Genomic DNA, 15,343 nt, shown 5'->3' with positions numbered 1-15,343 from the left:
AAATACAATCCGGAGTTCCTGATTTTTAAATTTTATTTGCACTTAAATTAGTTTTAAAGCAAATACAATCAGTATCTTAACAGCCAATTCAATGTCGAAATTGTTTGCATCGAAATCAAAACACCTAACGAAGTTGTTCTATTAAAATCTTATATTTGCTCACTCAAAAACTGATCGTATGAGGTATTTGTGTAGTGTAATCTTCATTTTTGTTCTTCTCAGCTCGCTGGGATATGCTCAAACCGATACACTTGGAATAAATTCTGGCATCTCAAATCAGGCTGCAAATCTGGAAGATTTTCTCGGAAAATTGCCAGTGAGGCAGGACCCTCGAATAACTGACATGCTCATACGGCACAACCAAATCAATCAAAGACGTAACGGAACAGAAGGCTTTCGGCTGGAGATTTTTTTTAGTTCCGAGAATAAAGCACGCGAACAGGCAGTGAGGGTAAAAAACGAATTTAACCTTGTTTTTCCTGACATTGCAAGCTATATGTTATTTCAAACCCCCAATTTTAAAGTGCGGATCGGCGATTTCAGAAACAAAAGTGAAGCTTTGAAAACCAAAGCCTACATTGCTTCGAAATACCCGAATGCCTTTATTGTAAAAGATAATATCCGATTTCCCGAACTATTTACAGAAAGTGTAGAGCAAAACGAAGAACAATGAGCGAATTGATTAAACATGAGTGTGGGATTGCATTGATACGTTTACGTAAACCACTTGAGTATTACAAGGAAAAGTACGGCACCTGGCAATATGGCCTGAATAAGCTGTATTTGCTGATGGAGAAACAGCACAATCGTGGGCAGGACGGCGCCGGAATTGTGAACGTAAAAATGGAACTTGAACCGGGTCAGGAGTATATCAACCGTCATCGCTCGATTGAAGAAAACCCGATCAAAAATGTGTTCGATAAAGTTGCCAAAGGAATTAAAAAAGCAGAGAAAAATAAACCTAAAAACGCCGACATCCGTTGGATATACGAAAATGTACCTTTCTCGGGCGAAGTTTACCTCGGGCATTTGCGCTACGGAACGTTCGGACGAAACAGCATCGAATTTGTGCATCCGGTGATGCGTCAGAACAACTGGAAATCGAGGACTCTGGTATTGGCCGGAAACTTTAATTTAACCAATACTGACGAGCTTTTCCGCAAACTGATTGCTTTGGGCCAACACCCAAAAGCTTATACCGATACAGTAACTGTTCTCGAAAAAGTAGGTCATTTCCTCGATGAAGAAAATCAGTTGCACTTCAGGAATTATAAAAACGAAGGTTATTCGAACCGTGATATTTCGCCACTGATCGAAAAAAATCTCGACGTGCAGAAAGTACTCGAAAATTCGAGCAAAGACTGGGATGGTGGTTATGCCATTGCCGGAATGTTTGGACATGGCGATTCTTTTGTGATGCGCGATCCGTGGGGAATCCGCCCAGCGTTTTATTATTACGACGACGAAATTGTAGTGGTTGCCTCAGAACGTCCGGTGATTCAAACCGTGATGAATGTGAGGGCTGATGACGTTAGCGAAGTGAAACCTGGCGAGGCTTTGATCATCAAAAAAGATGGATCGGTTTCGAATAAAATGATCCGTGTTCCTCATACGCGCCGGTCGTGTTCGTTCGAGCGCATCTATTTTTCGCGTGGGAGCGACAAAGATATTTATCAGGAGCGAAAAACATTGGGTCGTTTGTTGTCGCCTGCCATCCTGAAATCAATTAATTACGACATCGAGAATACTGTTTTTTCATTTATTCCAAATACTTCTGAAACTGCTTTTTATGGTTTGGTTCAGGGTGTTCGTCAGTATTGTGTCGATTGGAAAATCAAGGAATTGCGCGAACGTAATGGTAGCATAACCAACGAAGAAATGGTTGAGGTACTGTCGGTTGAACCGCGTGTGGAGAAATTGGCCATCAAAGACGTGAAATTGCGTACTTTTATTGCCGATGATGCCAGTCGCGACGATTTGGTTGCCCACGTTTATGATGTAACTTATGGTATTATCAAAAACGATAAGGATACGTTGGTCATTATCGATGATTCAATTGTGCGCGGTACGACTCTGAAGAAAAGTATCCTGAAAATTCTGGATCGTTTGCATCCAAAGAAAATTATTGTTGTCTCCTCAGCGCCGCAGATTCGCTACCCCGATTGTTACGGAATCGATATGGCTGTGCTCGATAAGTTTATTGCTTTTAATGCCACCATCGAGTTACTGAAAGATACCAACCAGACGCATGTGATTGATGAGGTTTACCGTAAGTGTAAAGAGCAGGAAAACCTTCCGAAAGAAGAGATTGTCAACTACGTGAAAGAAATATACAAGCAGTTTAAGGCTGAAGAAGTATCGGCCAAAATTGCTGAATTACTGAAGCCTGACGACTGTAATGCTGAAGTGGAAATTATATACCAAACCATTGAAAATTTGCACGAAGCTTGCCCCAACGATACCGGCGACTGGTATTTCACCGGAAACTATCCGACTCCGGGCGGAAACAAAGTGGTAAACACCTCGTTCATCAACTACGTGGAAGGCAAAGACGGAAGAGCGTACTAAAGAAGTTCCAGGTTTAAAGTTTCAGGTTCCAGGTTTGCCTTTGATACTCAGGCATCGTTACATTAAACGGAGCTGCTGACGAGGTATTTATCTTCATCAGGCTTGTCAAAATGTGCCGATAGCAGTGCTATTTTTTCATGTTTGCCCAGAACGTAAACCACATCATCCGTTTCAAAAATAAAGCCTGAACCCGGATTTTCAAATATCTTTTCGCCTCTTTTGGCTGCCACCACCGTAAGTCCAAAATCCTTTCGCAATTGGAGATCTTTTAGCGAACTTCCCAGAAATAATGGGTAGTTACTCGCCTTCAACGCTACTATTTCAATATCCGGAATTTCATCGGTCAGTGTAAACGTGCTATTTTCTTCTTTTTCCCTGAAAATTCCATAATTATCATCGCGAATGTGCGAAATGGCCGATTCAATTTCACCTTTTGGGATCAGTAATTTCTTCAATATACGTTCAAACATTTCAATGGCAGTCTTAAACTCCTCAGGAATAACCTGATCGGCGCCCATTTCATACAAATCTTCGATATCCGAAACATGCTTTGACCGAACCATGATGTAAGCGTGCTTATTCAGGCTGCGCACTTTTTCGATAACCCCGATGGCCGTGATGGCATCGCCAATACTGACGACCACAATTTCGGCAAATTCTATGTATGCTTTATGGAGAATGGGTTCGTTCATTGCATCTCCGTAAACCACCATTTCACCTTTCATCTGCCGGGCACGCGCTGCTGCCGCATCAAAAATAATCGACACGTATGGTAGTTTCATTTGACTGGCCATTCGCGAAAGATTGAGCGAACGGGAATCTTTGCCAATCAATACAATATGGTTCTGCATAGCTGGCACCTCAATTTCCTTAAGTGGGAAGATCCCTTTTACCAGAATATCCGGAATCGGCAGTTTTAGCAAGATGTTCGCCGCAGGCTTTGAAATCATAATCAGGAATGGAGAGGCAGCCATGGAAACAATTGTAACGGATAAAAATAACTGGTAATAATAATCAGTTAGGATTTGGTAAGTCTGACCTGTTTTTGCCAGAATAAATGAAAATTCTCCGATTTGAGCCATCGCCAATCCAACAACAACTGTACCCCGGAACGTATGCCCCAGCAGAAATGCAGTTCCACCGGCCACCACCATTTTGATGGCAATCACCAAAAGAACGGTTGCTAAAACTAATCCGATATTATCGATAACAAAACTCAAATCGAGCAACATACCGATTGAAACAAAAAAGAAACTCGTGAATGTATCTTTAAAGGGGATCAAGTGACTAAAAGCATCCTGACTGTATTCAGACCGGGAAATCATCAAACCGCCTAAAAAAGCGCCAAAAGCCAGCGACATTCCTAATTCTGAAGTCAATAAAGCGACGGCAAGACAAACCAGTAAAATGCTCATCAGGAACAATTCCTGATTTTTGGTCAGGGCAATCAGGTGCAACACCCGGGGCATGATCCAACGGTTCCCAAGGTAAACCAAAGCGCCCATAAATAGTGTTTTACTTCCCATTCCAATTAACTTCATTCCGACATCGGCGGTCTGTCCGCCCAGCATTGGCGTGAATAAAATCAAAGGAATCAAAATAATATCCTGAAAAATAAGAATACCTACCACTGTGCGCCCATAGTTTGAAGTGAGTTCGCCTCGCTCCTGAAGGATTTTTAAAACCAACGCGGTGCTACTCAAGGCGGTCAGGAAACCGACGAAAACGGCAGAGCCCCAACTCATGTTGTACATGTGGGCAAATAAAGCCGTCACACCCGCAGTAAAAACCAGTTGGATAAAACCACCAAAGAAAACAATGTTCCGGATTTTGATCAGGTGATTGAGCGAAAATTCGAGCCCAATGGTAAACATGAGTAAAATGATACCGATCTCGGCCATAAACTCAATCTCGTGCGGAGACTGGATAATAGACAGCAGCGAAGGCCCAACAACAATTCCGGTAAGCAGATAACCGATAATGGTTGGTATCCTGATTTTGGTAAACAGGTAGTTTACCGCTGTCGAAAAAGCGAAAATAATGACGATATCTGTTAAAATAGCAAGTTCCATGTCGCAATTTACTAGAACTTCAGCAAATGTTCATCATGTTTTTGTTAGCAAAGGGTTATTTCTTTGGTAGAATTGCCGGAATATTTTCGCGTAACCTTGTGTTTCGTGCACTTATCGCATTGGCAGAATGAAATAGAATGTACTACCCTGGCCAGGAATATTTTCACTTTCAACACCCACTTCTCCATCTAATTTTTCCATAATCCGTTTTACGATAGAAAGCCCCAAGCCATGACCCTCGGCCCGCAAGGTATCTAAACGGGTAAACTTAGTAAAGAGCAAATCAATATCATCTGCCGAAAGCCCTACGCCATTATCCTTGATCCAGAATTTAACCCGGTTATCCGGCAAAATATCACTTCCAATCTGAATACAGGGAGGAATTCCACCGTATTTGATGGCATTGCTGATGTAGTTCAACCACACTTCCTCCAGCCAGGCTTCGTAACCTAAAGCTTCAGGCCACGACTCCGGAAGAATTATTTCGGCTTCATTGTCGCTGATTACATCCTTCAATCGAAACATAGCCTCCTGAACTACAGTCTGCATGTTAACAGTCGTCATTTTAATTTCCTGATCACGAACCGAAGCCAATGTCAGCAATTCATTCGTAATTTGTATGGTCTTCGTGGCCGATTGACCAATCAGGTCATTTATTTCCAGAAGTTCATCTCTGGACATATCGCCGAATCCAGTCTTTATGATGCTACTAGCTGAAACGATAGCGCCCAACATGCCTTTCAAATCATGAGCAACAGTATGCGAGAAGGCATCCAGATCATGAATCAGCTTTTCTTTTTCCTGAATTTCATTGATTAGATTAATGTGTGTTTCTGTAATTTCTTCATCGGCTCTTATCCGACGAGTTACGTCTTTCAAAACAATCAGCCTTCCATCATTGTGATTGTCATAATCAGAAAGAGTTAATGAACTCAAATCGAAATAACAAATCTTGCCATCTATCACTTGCGAAACGATGGTTTGGAAATCAGAAACCTCCATGATTTTTCGGATCATCTTCTTCCATTTCGGGAAAATTTCATCCACACTTTCCCCAATAATTTTCTGATCGTCAATCTCGATGAGTCTTTTCATTGCAGGGTTAAAATCAGCAATCCGCTTGCGATTATCTACAATCAGAATTGCATCAGGTAACACTTCAAACAACTTATTTCGGGCAAAGGGAACCAAATCAAACATCTTAAACTGTGAGATATTGATGGCAATAAGAATTCCTGTAAGAAGAAAAGAAAATGGTGTCCAATCGAATCCGGGCAAGGGATTTAAATGAAAGACATACATTATATTTCCAGTCAATGGAAGAAGCGAGGTAATAAAAAGTAAGGCAATCTGCCGTTTATAGTATCCTGAAAGTTTGAAATAGAGTGTCAGAATATTGACAATTCCTGAAATTAAGGCGATGTAAGCAAAGCCCATCATGATCCAAAACAAAGGGCCATAAACATAGTCGGTTGCATTGGTTTCAGGATTTACCCCATAACTTATCCAGTGAAGATGGTGGTAATCGTTGGTAAACGGGAATAAGATAAACAAAGTAGCCAGTGCAAAAAACAGGATTACATATTTTTTTTGCAACAACCTGAATTTTGAAGAAAGAGATAATGAGAAAAGCAAGAAGGCAACCGGACCATAAACAATGCCAAAGTATGAGAATTTCGACCACAATATCTTGGTTTCAATGTTGGTGGCTGCAAACTCGAAAGCATAAGTAAATGCCCAAATTGATGCTGCAATTTGCCATACCAGCCAATATTTAACTCCTGGAGTTTTGCGAAACCGAAGCAGGAAAAAGAACGTGACAACGCCAATTAAACCACCAATCAACAGAAGCAGAAAAAGAGGGGTAATGATATAGTTGTCAATATTCGGTTCCATGTTACTCATAGGCCACTGTCATTACACAAAAATCATCATCGATAAATGCGCATGCGAAAATAGAAAATAATGCCGAAGATGAAGAGAAATCAAAATTGGGAGGTTATGTTTTTTAGCTTAAAACAGGGTGAATAAGAATGTAGAAAAACCTATCAGACTATGGATCAACTAATTGACAAGTAAATGCTCAATTAATATCTTCACGCCTATAATGATTAGGATCGCCCCCCCAAGAATCTCGGCATACTTGTTTATTTTCGGCCCGGTTTTCTTCCCTAATAAAATTCCAAGCATCGACGCGATAAATGTGACCACACCAATAACCACAACGGCGAACAAAATTTTATCCAGAATGGTTGAAAAACTGAATCCAACGGCCAGCGCATCGATACTGGTAGCGACTGATAGTGTGAGGATTACCTTGATGTGAAGTGGATTCTTAATTTCCCTTTCTTCAGAACTGATCAGACTTTCGATAATCATTTTCCCACCAATCAGGCTCAAAAGTCCAAAGGCGATCCAATGATCAACAGGTTCTATCAACGATTTCATACTATTTCCCACCAGCCAGCCAATTAATGGCATAAAAGCCTGAAACAAAGCGAGAAATATGGCAATTTTTGCAGCCTGAAAAAATCGGATGTGAGGCAGATTTAATCCGCTGCACACTGATACAGCAAATGAATCGAACGATAACCCGATGGCCAGCAAAAGGACAGTTAAAATCTCCATTCAGCAAATGATTGAGCGACAAAACTATAAAAAATAGCATCCTCGTAAAAGAATGCCGTGTCAAAAATGAATCTTTTGTTTCTACCTGATAGCTTTCAGAAATTTACCGGGAATGGGTGTATCGAAGCGAAGCATTCTTCCCGTTACCGGATGTTTAAAAGCTAAGACGCGTGCATGCAGCCCCATTTGTCCGATAGGATTTAGTTTGGCACCATATTTTTTGTCGCCTGTTACCGGGAAACCTAAATCTTTCATGTGTACACGAATCTGATTTTTGCGACCGGTTTCAAGTTTCACTTCCAGCAACGAAAATTGTTTATCGGTTTTAAGTACTTTGTAATGGGTAACTGCCTTTTGCCCGTCTTCCGGATTTTGACTCGAATACATTACAAGCGCTTTATTCTCCTTGAGCCACGAAGTGACAGTTCCTTCTGCCTTTTCAACAACTCCCTCAACGACAACCACGTAAGATCGCTCAATAATTGATTCGTTCCAATCCTTTTGCAACGCTTCCTGTACCTTTTTGCTTTTGGCAAACATCATTAATCCGGAAGTATCGCGGTCGAGCCGATGGACGATGAAAATCAAATTCTTAGGATCGAACCTTTTCACATATTCACTTAACATGCTATAGGCTGTTTTTACCTTTTCTTTATCGGTAGCTATCGAAAGCAGGCCACTACCCTTTTCAATTACAATAAGATCAGCATCTTCGTGTACAATCCGCATTCCTCTGAACCTCGGCTTCTCTTCCGATTTTTTTTTGTTGAGAAAGACCATTTGACCACGTTTGAGTGGAAAGTCGAACTGGGTAGTTACTAAATCACCAACAGTTACTTGCTTGTGAGCCAGCATCGATTTGATTGCAGTTCGGCTTTTCTCCGGAAATTTCTCGATCAAAAATTTCATCAGTTCGGTCGTTTCAGAGACTTTCACTGCAACTTCCTTCAGCTTAGTCGGGTTAAAACCGATCTTCTTTTGTGGGTATTTCATTTATAAATTGTTACGGGTTACGGGTTACGGGTTGTCGCGAAACTCGCAACCCGCATCACGTAACATTATTTGAACACTATGAGTTATTACTGCTTAATTATTTATTCCCTGATTATCTTGATTTCCCCACTCCGTCCGAGTTTGATGATCCCCGATGGAACTGACTTTTGCAAATCATCCTGACGATATTTCACCACATAGTCAACAGCATCAATAATCTCAGATTCAATTTCGTCGAAACAAGAAGGTGAAGGTTTTCCGCTGATGTTGGCCGATGTGGAAACGATCGGACGTTTAAACCGGCGAATCAGTTCACTGCTAAACTTCTCTGTTGTAATCCGAATGCCAATACTTCCATCTTCAGCAATCAGGTTTTTTGCCAACGATCTGGCGCCATCAAAAATAATGGTAAGTGGTTTGTCTGTCAATTCGATTAAATCGTAGGCAACATCCGGAATTTCTGTCACATAGCGTTCTATAAGTGCAGCATTTTCCATTAAAACGAGCATGCTTTTCGAGTCGATCCTGTTTTTAATGGCATACACCTTTTTTACCGCTTCTTCGTTACAGGCATCACAGCCAATCCCCCAAATCGTATCGGTAGGATATAAAATTACGCCTCCTTTTTGCAACACATCGAGTGCAGCTTTAATATCTTCAATCATTCAGCAATCGTGTTATAAAGATGTTTTAATTGTCGGGCAAAATTTGCCGGAGTATAACGTTGAGCATTGATTAATCCCTTAGCAACAAGCGACTCGCGCAAGGTAGCATCCGACAAAATCGTTGTAAGAGCGTTCCCTATCGCTTCAGGCCTCAACGGATTAATATACAAAGCAGCGTCACCACCAACTTCGGGCAAACTACTTGTATGGGATGTAATTACAGGACATCCTGACGCCTGTGCTTCCGCGACCGGAAGACCAAATCCTTCGAAAAATGAAGGATAGACCATAACCTCTGCCATTTGGTAAATTACGGCAAGCTCATCATCAGGAATTTGCGACAGAAAAAACACCTCCAGGCGATTAAGATCTGCCTCAATAAATTTCTGAACTTTTAGCTGATAATCAGTCAGTTTACCAACAACAACAAGCGGAACATATGCCTTTGACTGAACCATTCCTTCGAGTAATCCCAATAAATTTTTTCGAGGTTCAACAGTTCCAACCGAAAGTATAAATTTAGCTGGCAATTGATATTTTTTCCGTAATTCAAGCTTTTTTTCGTCATCAATACGTTCAAAAAAAACAGGATTAATCGACTGGTAAATAACTTTTATTTTGTCTTCAGGAATGAAAAAATAGGTCATCAAATCCTGCTTGGTTTGTTCCGAAATGGCATGAATGCAAGTAGCTACTTTACAGGCTCGTCTAAATTTCTGATCGTAAATCTTTCGGTCAATCCGGTGATAATATTCCGGATAACGAAGATAAATCAGATCGTGTATGGTAACTACCGTCTTGATGTTTGAATTTTCGATCCAGATTGGCAGTTCATGACTTAATCCATGATAAATATCGAGATCAAGTTTTTTAGCTAACTCACCTACCCGAAAACTTCGCCATCCAAACTTCAGTGTCTTCCACAAAATACTCCTTGGTTTAATTTCTGAAGAGTTAACCGGAGCCTTAAAAAGTGGGTTCGAATTGCCCGGATGAAAAAGAAAATACCGGTCGTTGGGGAATTGACGTGAAAGCGCACGAATGGAGTTGCGGCTGAAATTTCCCAGACCGGCAGCATTATTAAAAGCTCGCTTGGCATCAAATCCGATTCTCATGAAAGTTCAATTAATAGTCAAAAGCGCTTCATAAATATATGAAAAAGGATGCCAAAACGCAATTCTGACATCCTTTCCTCTTCCTAAATATTTTGGATTTACTAAACCTTAAAATCGCTCAGTCCGCCAAAATCCAAAGTTGCAAAATAATCGTTGAGTGTTTCGGCACGGCGAATCTGTACAACTTCTCCGTTTTCGCGTATCAGCAATTCGGCCGAGCGCAATTTGCCGTTGTAGTTGAAACCCATGGCATGCCCGTGCGCCCCAGTGTCGTGAATCACCACAATGTCACCTGATTCAACCTTTGGCAATTTACGGTTAATGGCAAATTTATCGTTGTTTTCGCAAAGCGAGCCGGTTACATCGTAAACCTGATCGAGTGGCTCGTATTCCTTGCCCATCACCGTAATGTGGTGGTACGACCCGTAAAGAGCCGGACGCATGAGGTTCGCCATACTCGAATCAAGTCCGGCGTATTGCTTGTATGTTTTTTTAATGTGAAGTACCGTTGAAACCAAATATCCAAATGGACCGGTCATGGCTCTTCCCGATTCGAAATAAACCCGAAGTGGAGCAAGTCCATTGGCTTCAATCTTTTCCTGATACAACTTCTTAATTCCCTGGCTCATAAAATCCAAATCAACAGGTTGTTCGGTTGGACGGTATGGAATTCCGATACCTCCGCCAAGATTAGCAAACTCAATTTGAATACCAACTTTTTGTTTGATTTCCACAATCAGATCGAAAAGAATCTGAGCGGTCTCCACAAAATACGCAGCATCCAATTCGTTGGACGCAACCATGGTATGAAGTCCAAAACGCGTTACACCTTTGTCTTTCAGCATTTGGTAGCCTTCGAACAATTGTTCGCGGGTAAAACCATATTTAGCTTCTTCCGGATGACCAATAATGGTATTTCCTTCTTTCAACGACCCCGGATTATAACGGAAGCAAACCAACGAAGGCAAACCTACATTCTTTTCGAGGTATTCGATGTGTGAAATATCGTCGAGATTGATGATTGCTCCGAGCTCAATGGCTTTTTTATATTCGTAGGCTGGGGTATCGTTTGATGTGAACATGATTTCGTCGCCCGACATGCCTAACTTTTCGGCAATCACTAATTCGGCATACGAACTGCAATCAATACCGAAGCCCTCTTCGCGCATGATTTTCATCAAATACGGGTTTGGAGCCGATTTGATGGCATAATATTCTTTGAATCCTGAATTCCAGGAAAATGCTTTGGTGAATTTCCGGGCGTATTCACGTATTCCTTTCTCATCGTAAATATGAAAAGGAGTTGGATATTGCTCAATGATTTTTTCGAGCTGCGGTTTAGAAAATGGAATGTATTTCGTTGTCATTACAATTTATTATTTTTTGATGCTGCAAATTTACAGATTTTTACAAACAAAGTGCATCTGCAATCAATTCATCACTTAAATAGCCTGAAGCAATTTCGCGAACTTCGCCAATCATGCGGATATTCCAATCTTCATCAATTTCAATGTGAAGGGTTCCTCCGGGCATTTTCAGGCTTAATACCCGATCAGTTAGTCCTTTTTTTACCATTACAGCAGCTACGGCGCACGACGAACTCCCGGAGGCCAGCGTGTAACCGGCACCTCGCTCCCAAATTAGAATTTCCACCTCGTTACGCGAAATTACTTTGGCAAACTGAACATTAATCCGGTGCGGAAACATGGGATGGTTCTCAATTTCTGAACCATGTTTCAATATTTCACCTTCAACCAGTCGATCGCGAAGAATAACACAATGCGGATTCCCAACTGACACACAGTTAATCAGGTAGGTTTCGTCAACTATATTCAGCGGATGATCCAGGCATTCTGGCGAATCGCAAGTAACCGGAATCTGGTGCGAATCAAAAATGGCTTTTCCCATATCAACTTTCACCTGACTGGCAATTCCCTTAGTTTCGCGGGTCACTTCAGCAGTTACAATTCCACCAAGCGTTTCGATGGTGAATTTTTTACCTGAAGTATGACTATAATCGTACAGGTATTTCGCGAAAATACGCAATCCGTTTCCACTCTTTTCGGCTTCCGATCCATCAGGATTGTATATTTTCAAACCAAAGTCTGCTTTATCGGAAGGCACTTTCAGGAGAATTCCATCTGATCCGATTCCATAATGTACATCGCAAAGCAACTGGATGTTTTTTTCATTCAGCTTAAAGGAAAGTTCGGCCTCGTTCAAAACAAAATAGTCGTTTCCGAGCCCGTGTGATTTGACAAAAAAGTTTTGCATAAGAAGAGTTTTTGTTCCTGAGCAAAGGTAGAACAGTTTTAATTTAGATTGGTTCTCCCTGAACTGATTTTTACGATTCCGGAAAAAATGACCCACAAAATTTCACTTGCCCATTTTCGAGTTGCAGCAATTTGGTCACAGATTGTGGAATTTCTTCCGGATAATGGGTTACATAAATCACCGTTGTTTCCAAATGAGAGCAAATCACGTCGAGCATTCGGGTAAAACGGCGTATTTGATGCGAGTCGAGCCCCTGACAAGGTTCATCCAAAATCAGAAGTGAAGGCATCTTCACCAAGGCGCGAGCCAAAAGCAACAAACGTTGTTCGCTCAGCGAGGCATCAGCAAACCGGCTATCGGACAAATGTTCCAACTGTAGAATTGGGAACCAGGCCTTTACCGCTTTTTTCTGATAATCGCTGTTCGATGACGAAAACCCAATCTGATCGTTAAAGCCGGAAGTAATCACCTCATCGCAACGAAGCGAGTTACCGCCGGAAGAAATTGATTTTTCCAATCCAGGAATGGTATTGAAAATACCCTTTCCACGCAAAAAATACAGGTGGAGTTCAGGAGAAACATAGCCAATTCGCTTTTTAATATCCCAAATGCTTTCGCCACTGCCACGTTTCCGGTCAAAAAGAGTCAAGTCGTTCACATATCCCTGCGGATTATCGGCCGTAATCAGGCTAAGTAAAGTTGTTTTTCCTGCACCATTTGGTCCCATCAGCGCCCAACGCTCTCCTTTTCGCACCGTCCAATTGATATTTTTCAGGATTTCGCGTTCGCCGTGAACAACATTTACCGCGTTCATCTTTACCGCAAATTCAAACTGATCTTCCGACGAAACCTGCAATTCAGCAAAACTGTGTTCCATTGTTTCAGGTGCATCTTCCACCAGTCGTTCCGGAATATAATCGGCTCGCCGAACCCACTGAACCAATCGCCCATTTCCAAGCACAAGTACCCAATCCATTTGCTCCGGAAGATGCAGCGGATCACAAATCAAAACAATGGCCTTCCCCGATTGGTGTAACTCGCCAATCTGCGTGGTCAGTTTTTGTCGCGAAAGAACATCGAGTCCAACGAAAGGCTGATCGAGTACCAGCAAATCAGGATGTTCGAGCAATGCAGCAGCCAATTGGGTACGTTTACGTTCGCCGTTACTCAACTGCATCAACTTGCTGTTCTTCAGATGAGCAATATCCATCAACAGCATTACCCAATCGACATCGGAAGTTGTTTGTTGCAAAAACGACTGTACCGAAGGGGCTTCATCCATCCCCTGATTTTCGTATCGTTGGCCATAATAACTCGATCCGATGCGGGAAACCGTCATAAAATTATCCTGCTGCTCCACCATTTGGCAAACCGCACCTTCAGGAAACAGAATCTCGCCTGAAGAAGGAATCAGTTTTTGTGCGATCAATCTTCCCAACGTTGTTTTTCCGCAACCCGATGGGCCAACAATAGCCATGGAATGACCTTCTGGCAAATCAAACGAAATATCTTTCAGAATCGTTTTGTCGTCAGTTTTAAAAGAAATATGTTTAAATTCAATTGAATTCATCCAAAAATTTAAGATTGAAATTTCTTATAAAAACTGATCCGATGATTTTGGGTCATCGGATCAGGAATATATTCGTTAGAACATTGGATCCCAGGGAGGAAGCATTTCGGGTTTCTGACCGTAGATTTCAAGAACTTTGGCTGTCAAATATTTCTTATTCACCACAAACCGGAACATGTATTCGTTAAACCACGCATCGGTAAAGGTGAGATAGCCTTTCTCTCCGGCTGTTGGCCCCCAACTATTTTCGAACTGCCATTTAACAGGCTTTTGTTGTGCATCAACATCCACAGCAATCAAGGCCATACCGTGGCTCGAACCGCTTTCGCCGGTTTCAATTCGTTGTGCTTTGTTCATGCCGAACTTCACACCGTAAACCGATTCGTAATCGAAATTATCAACATCCAGAATCCCAACATCGCGACGCAATTGTTTGCCCACATCGCACGATGCATAAAGCGCTTCATTGTTTTTGATCGAAGCAATACAAAATTCTTTAATCACATCGTTCGGAAGATTTACATAGTGCCAGTTTTTCCCTTCTTCGGTGTTGCGATAATTCTCCACTTCGTAATGTTTCCAGAACGGACGAGATGGATCATTCATAATCATCACATAATCTTCGAGTTTGGTGTCGCCAAAAACATCGGCCATGAAACTCTGAGGCGTATATGTTTTTACATCAGCAATCTTTTTGTCCTTGTTTTTATACCTCCATTGAAACTCGGTTGGAGGCTCGCCCAGATTGAGCGCCAACATCCGGTAAATTTCCGAAAGCATCTCAGTTTTGCGGGCTGCCAACTTCTTCGGATCGGCTTTGACATTTTTCAGTTCGCGGATTTCAATCGCATCTTCACGCAATTTAGTGTTGATGAACCTGGTCAAAAGCGAAGTGTTTTCGCTCGAATTGGTTTCACCCATCGTTTCTTTGGGAACCATTCCGTATTTATTGGCCAGGTTCACAAAGTTAATCCACTGCCCACCATCGTCAACAGGTGATTTCAAATACCAACGAACCTTTTCGTTTTCGATCGGCAGATTGGCCGAATTTTCCATATTATTCAGGAAGAGATTGGCTTTTTCGAGCAAATCGTAGAAATACAGGTAAGTTTCAGAAAACTCGAATTCTGCCAGGTTGAATTGTTTCATCGCCATCGGACGGAAAAGGTTTAACGAAGAAAACATCCAGCAACGTCCCGAACTTTTCTGGTCTGTTATTCCTGAAACATCGACCCGGTAAGTAAATAACTGGTCGGTTGTTCCCACATTATCACGATTCCATGCCAGCTTGCTTATGTCGTTTGACGAAAGCGCATTTTGCATCGCCTTGGTGTAGGCGTCCTTTTTAAATCCTGACCTGATTTTGTCCATTTCAGGTTTAGAAATTTCTTGTGCCAACAGGCTTCCTGTAGCCAGAATTCCAATAAATAATAAAATCCCCCTCATATCAATTGACCT

General features: G+C 41.7%; 12 protein-coding genes. 2 read left to right on the top strand and 10 right to left on the bottom strand.

From position 1 onward, the window contains the following. The first annotated feature begins 178 nt into the window (after positions 1-178). Together AQPE_RS13980 and AQPE_RS13975 are read left to right on the top strand one after the other, a co-directional pair. The gene (locus tag AQPE_RS13980; RefSeq protein ID WP_318347120.1) at positions 179-673 is read left to right on the top strand and encodes an SPOR domain-containing protein; all 495 of its coding nucleotides are present in this window, start codon (positions 179-181) and stop codon (positions 671-673) included. Continuing rightward, positions 670-2,568 (top strand): amidophosphoribosyltransferase, encoded by a 1,899-nt coding sequence (locus AQPE_RS13975; RefSeq protein ID WP_318347119.1) that lies wholly within the window; start codon positions 670-672, stop codon positions 2,566-2,568. The genes AQPE_RS13980 and AQPE_RS13975 overlap by 4 nt, the downstream gene beginning before the upstream one ends. A gap of 62 nt (positions 2,569-2,630) precedes the next feature. Here AQPE_RS13975 and AQPE_RS13970 read toward each other — a convergent pair whose 3' ends face one another. The 10 genes from AQPE_RS13970 to AQPE_RS13925 all read right to left on the bottom strand — a co-directional run bounded on the left by AQPE_RS13970 (position 2,631) and on the right by AQPE_RS13925 (position 15,331). Continuing rightward, positions 2,631-4,640 carry a cation:proton antiporter domain-containing protein gene (locus AQPE_RS13970; protein WP_318347118.1) on the bottom strand — a complete coding sequence of 670 codons (2,010 nt, stop codon included), beginning with the start codon at positions 4,638-4,640 and terminating at the stop codon, positions 2,631-2,633. A 111-nt stretch (positions 4,641-4,751) separates the two neighbouring features. Next, positions 4,752-6,545, bottom strand: coding sequence for a histidine kinase N-terminal 7TM domain-containing protein (locus AQPE_RS13965; RefSeq protein WP_318347117.1), 1,794 nt, complete (start codon positions 6,543-6,545; stop codon positions 4,752-4,754). Between the two features lie 159 nt (positions 6,546-6,704). After that, positions 6,705-7,268, bottom strand: a complete 564-nt coding sequence (locus AQPE_RS13960; RefSeq protein WP_318347116.1) for a manganese efflux pump MntP — start codon at positions 7,266-7,268, stop codon at positions 6,705-6,707. A gap of 81 nt (positions 7,269-7,349) precedes the next feature. Continuing rightward, on the bottom strand, positions 7,350-8,261 hold the full coding sequence (locus tag AQPE_RS13955) for an RluA family pseudouridine synthase (RefSeq protein WP_318347115.1): 912 nt from the start codon (positions 8,259-8,261) through the stop codon (positions 7,350-7,352). A gap of 101 nt (positions 8,262-8,362) precedes the next feature. Then, entirely contained in the window at positions 8,363-8,926 is a 564-nt protein-coding gene (locus AQPE_RS13950) for an L-threonylcarbamoyladenylate synthase (protein WP_318347114.1), read from the bottom strand. Further along, positions 8,923-10,041 carry a glycosyltransferase family 4 protein gene (locus AQPE_RS13945; RefSeq protein WP_318347113.1) on the bottom strand — a complete coding sequence of 373 codons (1,119 nt, stop codon included), beginning with the start codon at positions 10,039-10,041 and terminating at the stop codon, positions 8,923-8,925. The genes AQPE_RS13950 and AQPE_RS13945 overlap by 4 nt, the downstream gene beginning before the upstream one ends. Before the next feature lie 101 nt (positions 10,042-10,142). Then, positions 10,143-11,408, bottom strand: coding sequence for a diaminopimelate decarboxylase family protein (locus AQPE_RS13940; protein ID WP_318347112.1), 1,266 nt, complete (start codon positions 11,406-11,408; stop codon positions 10,143-10,145). 40 nt (positions 11,409-11,448) lie between these two features. After that, on the bottom strand, positions 11,449-12,315 hold the full coding sequence (dapF, locus tag AQPE_RS13935; RefSeq protein ID WP_318347111.1) for a diaminopimelate epimerase: 867 nt from the start codon (positions 12,313-12,315) through the stop codon (positions 11,449-11,451). A 70-nt stretch (positions 12,316-12,385) separates the two neighbouring features. After that, positions 12,386-13,885, bottom strand: coding sequence for an ATP-binding cassette domain-containing protein (locus tag AQPE_RS13930; protein ID WP_318347110.1), 1,500 nt, complete (start codon positions 13,883-13,885; stop codon positions 12,386-12,388). Between the two features lie 75 nt (positions 13,886-13,960). Then, positions 13,961-15,331: a C1 family peptidase gene (locus AQPE_RS13925; protein ID WP_318347109.1), complete on the bottom strand. Its 1,371-nt coding sequence runs from the start codon at positions 15,329-15,331 to the stop codon at positions 13,961-13,963. Positions 15,332-15,343: the final 12 nt, after the last annotated feature.

The organism is Aquipluma nitroreducens (genome assembly GCF_009689585.1).
Classification (GTDB): domain Bacteria; phylum Bacteroidota; class Bacteroidia; order Bacteroidales; family Prolixibacteraceae; genus Aquipluma; species Aquipluma nitroreducens.
This window is presented reverse-complemented; position numbering and strand designations above follow the sequence as displayed.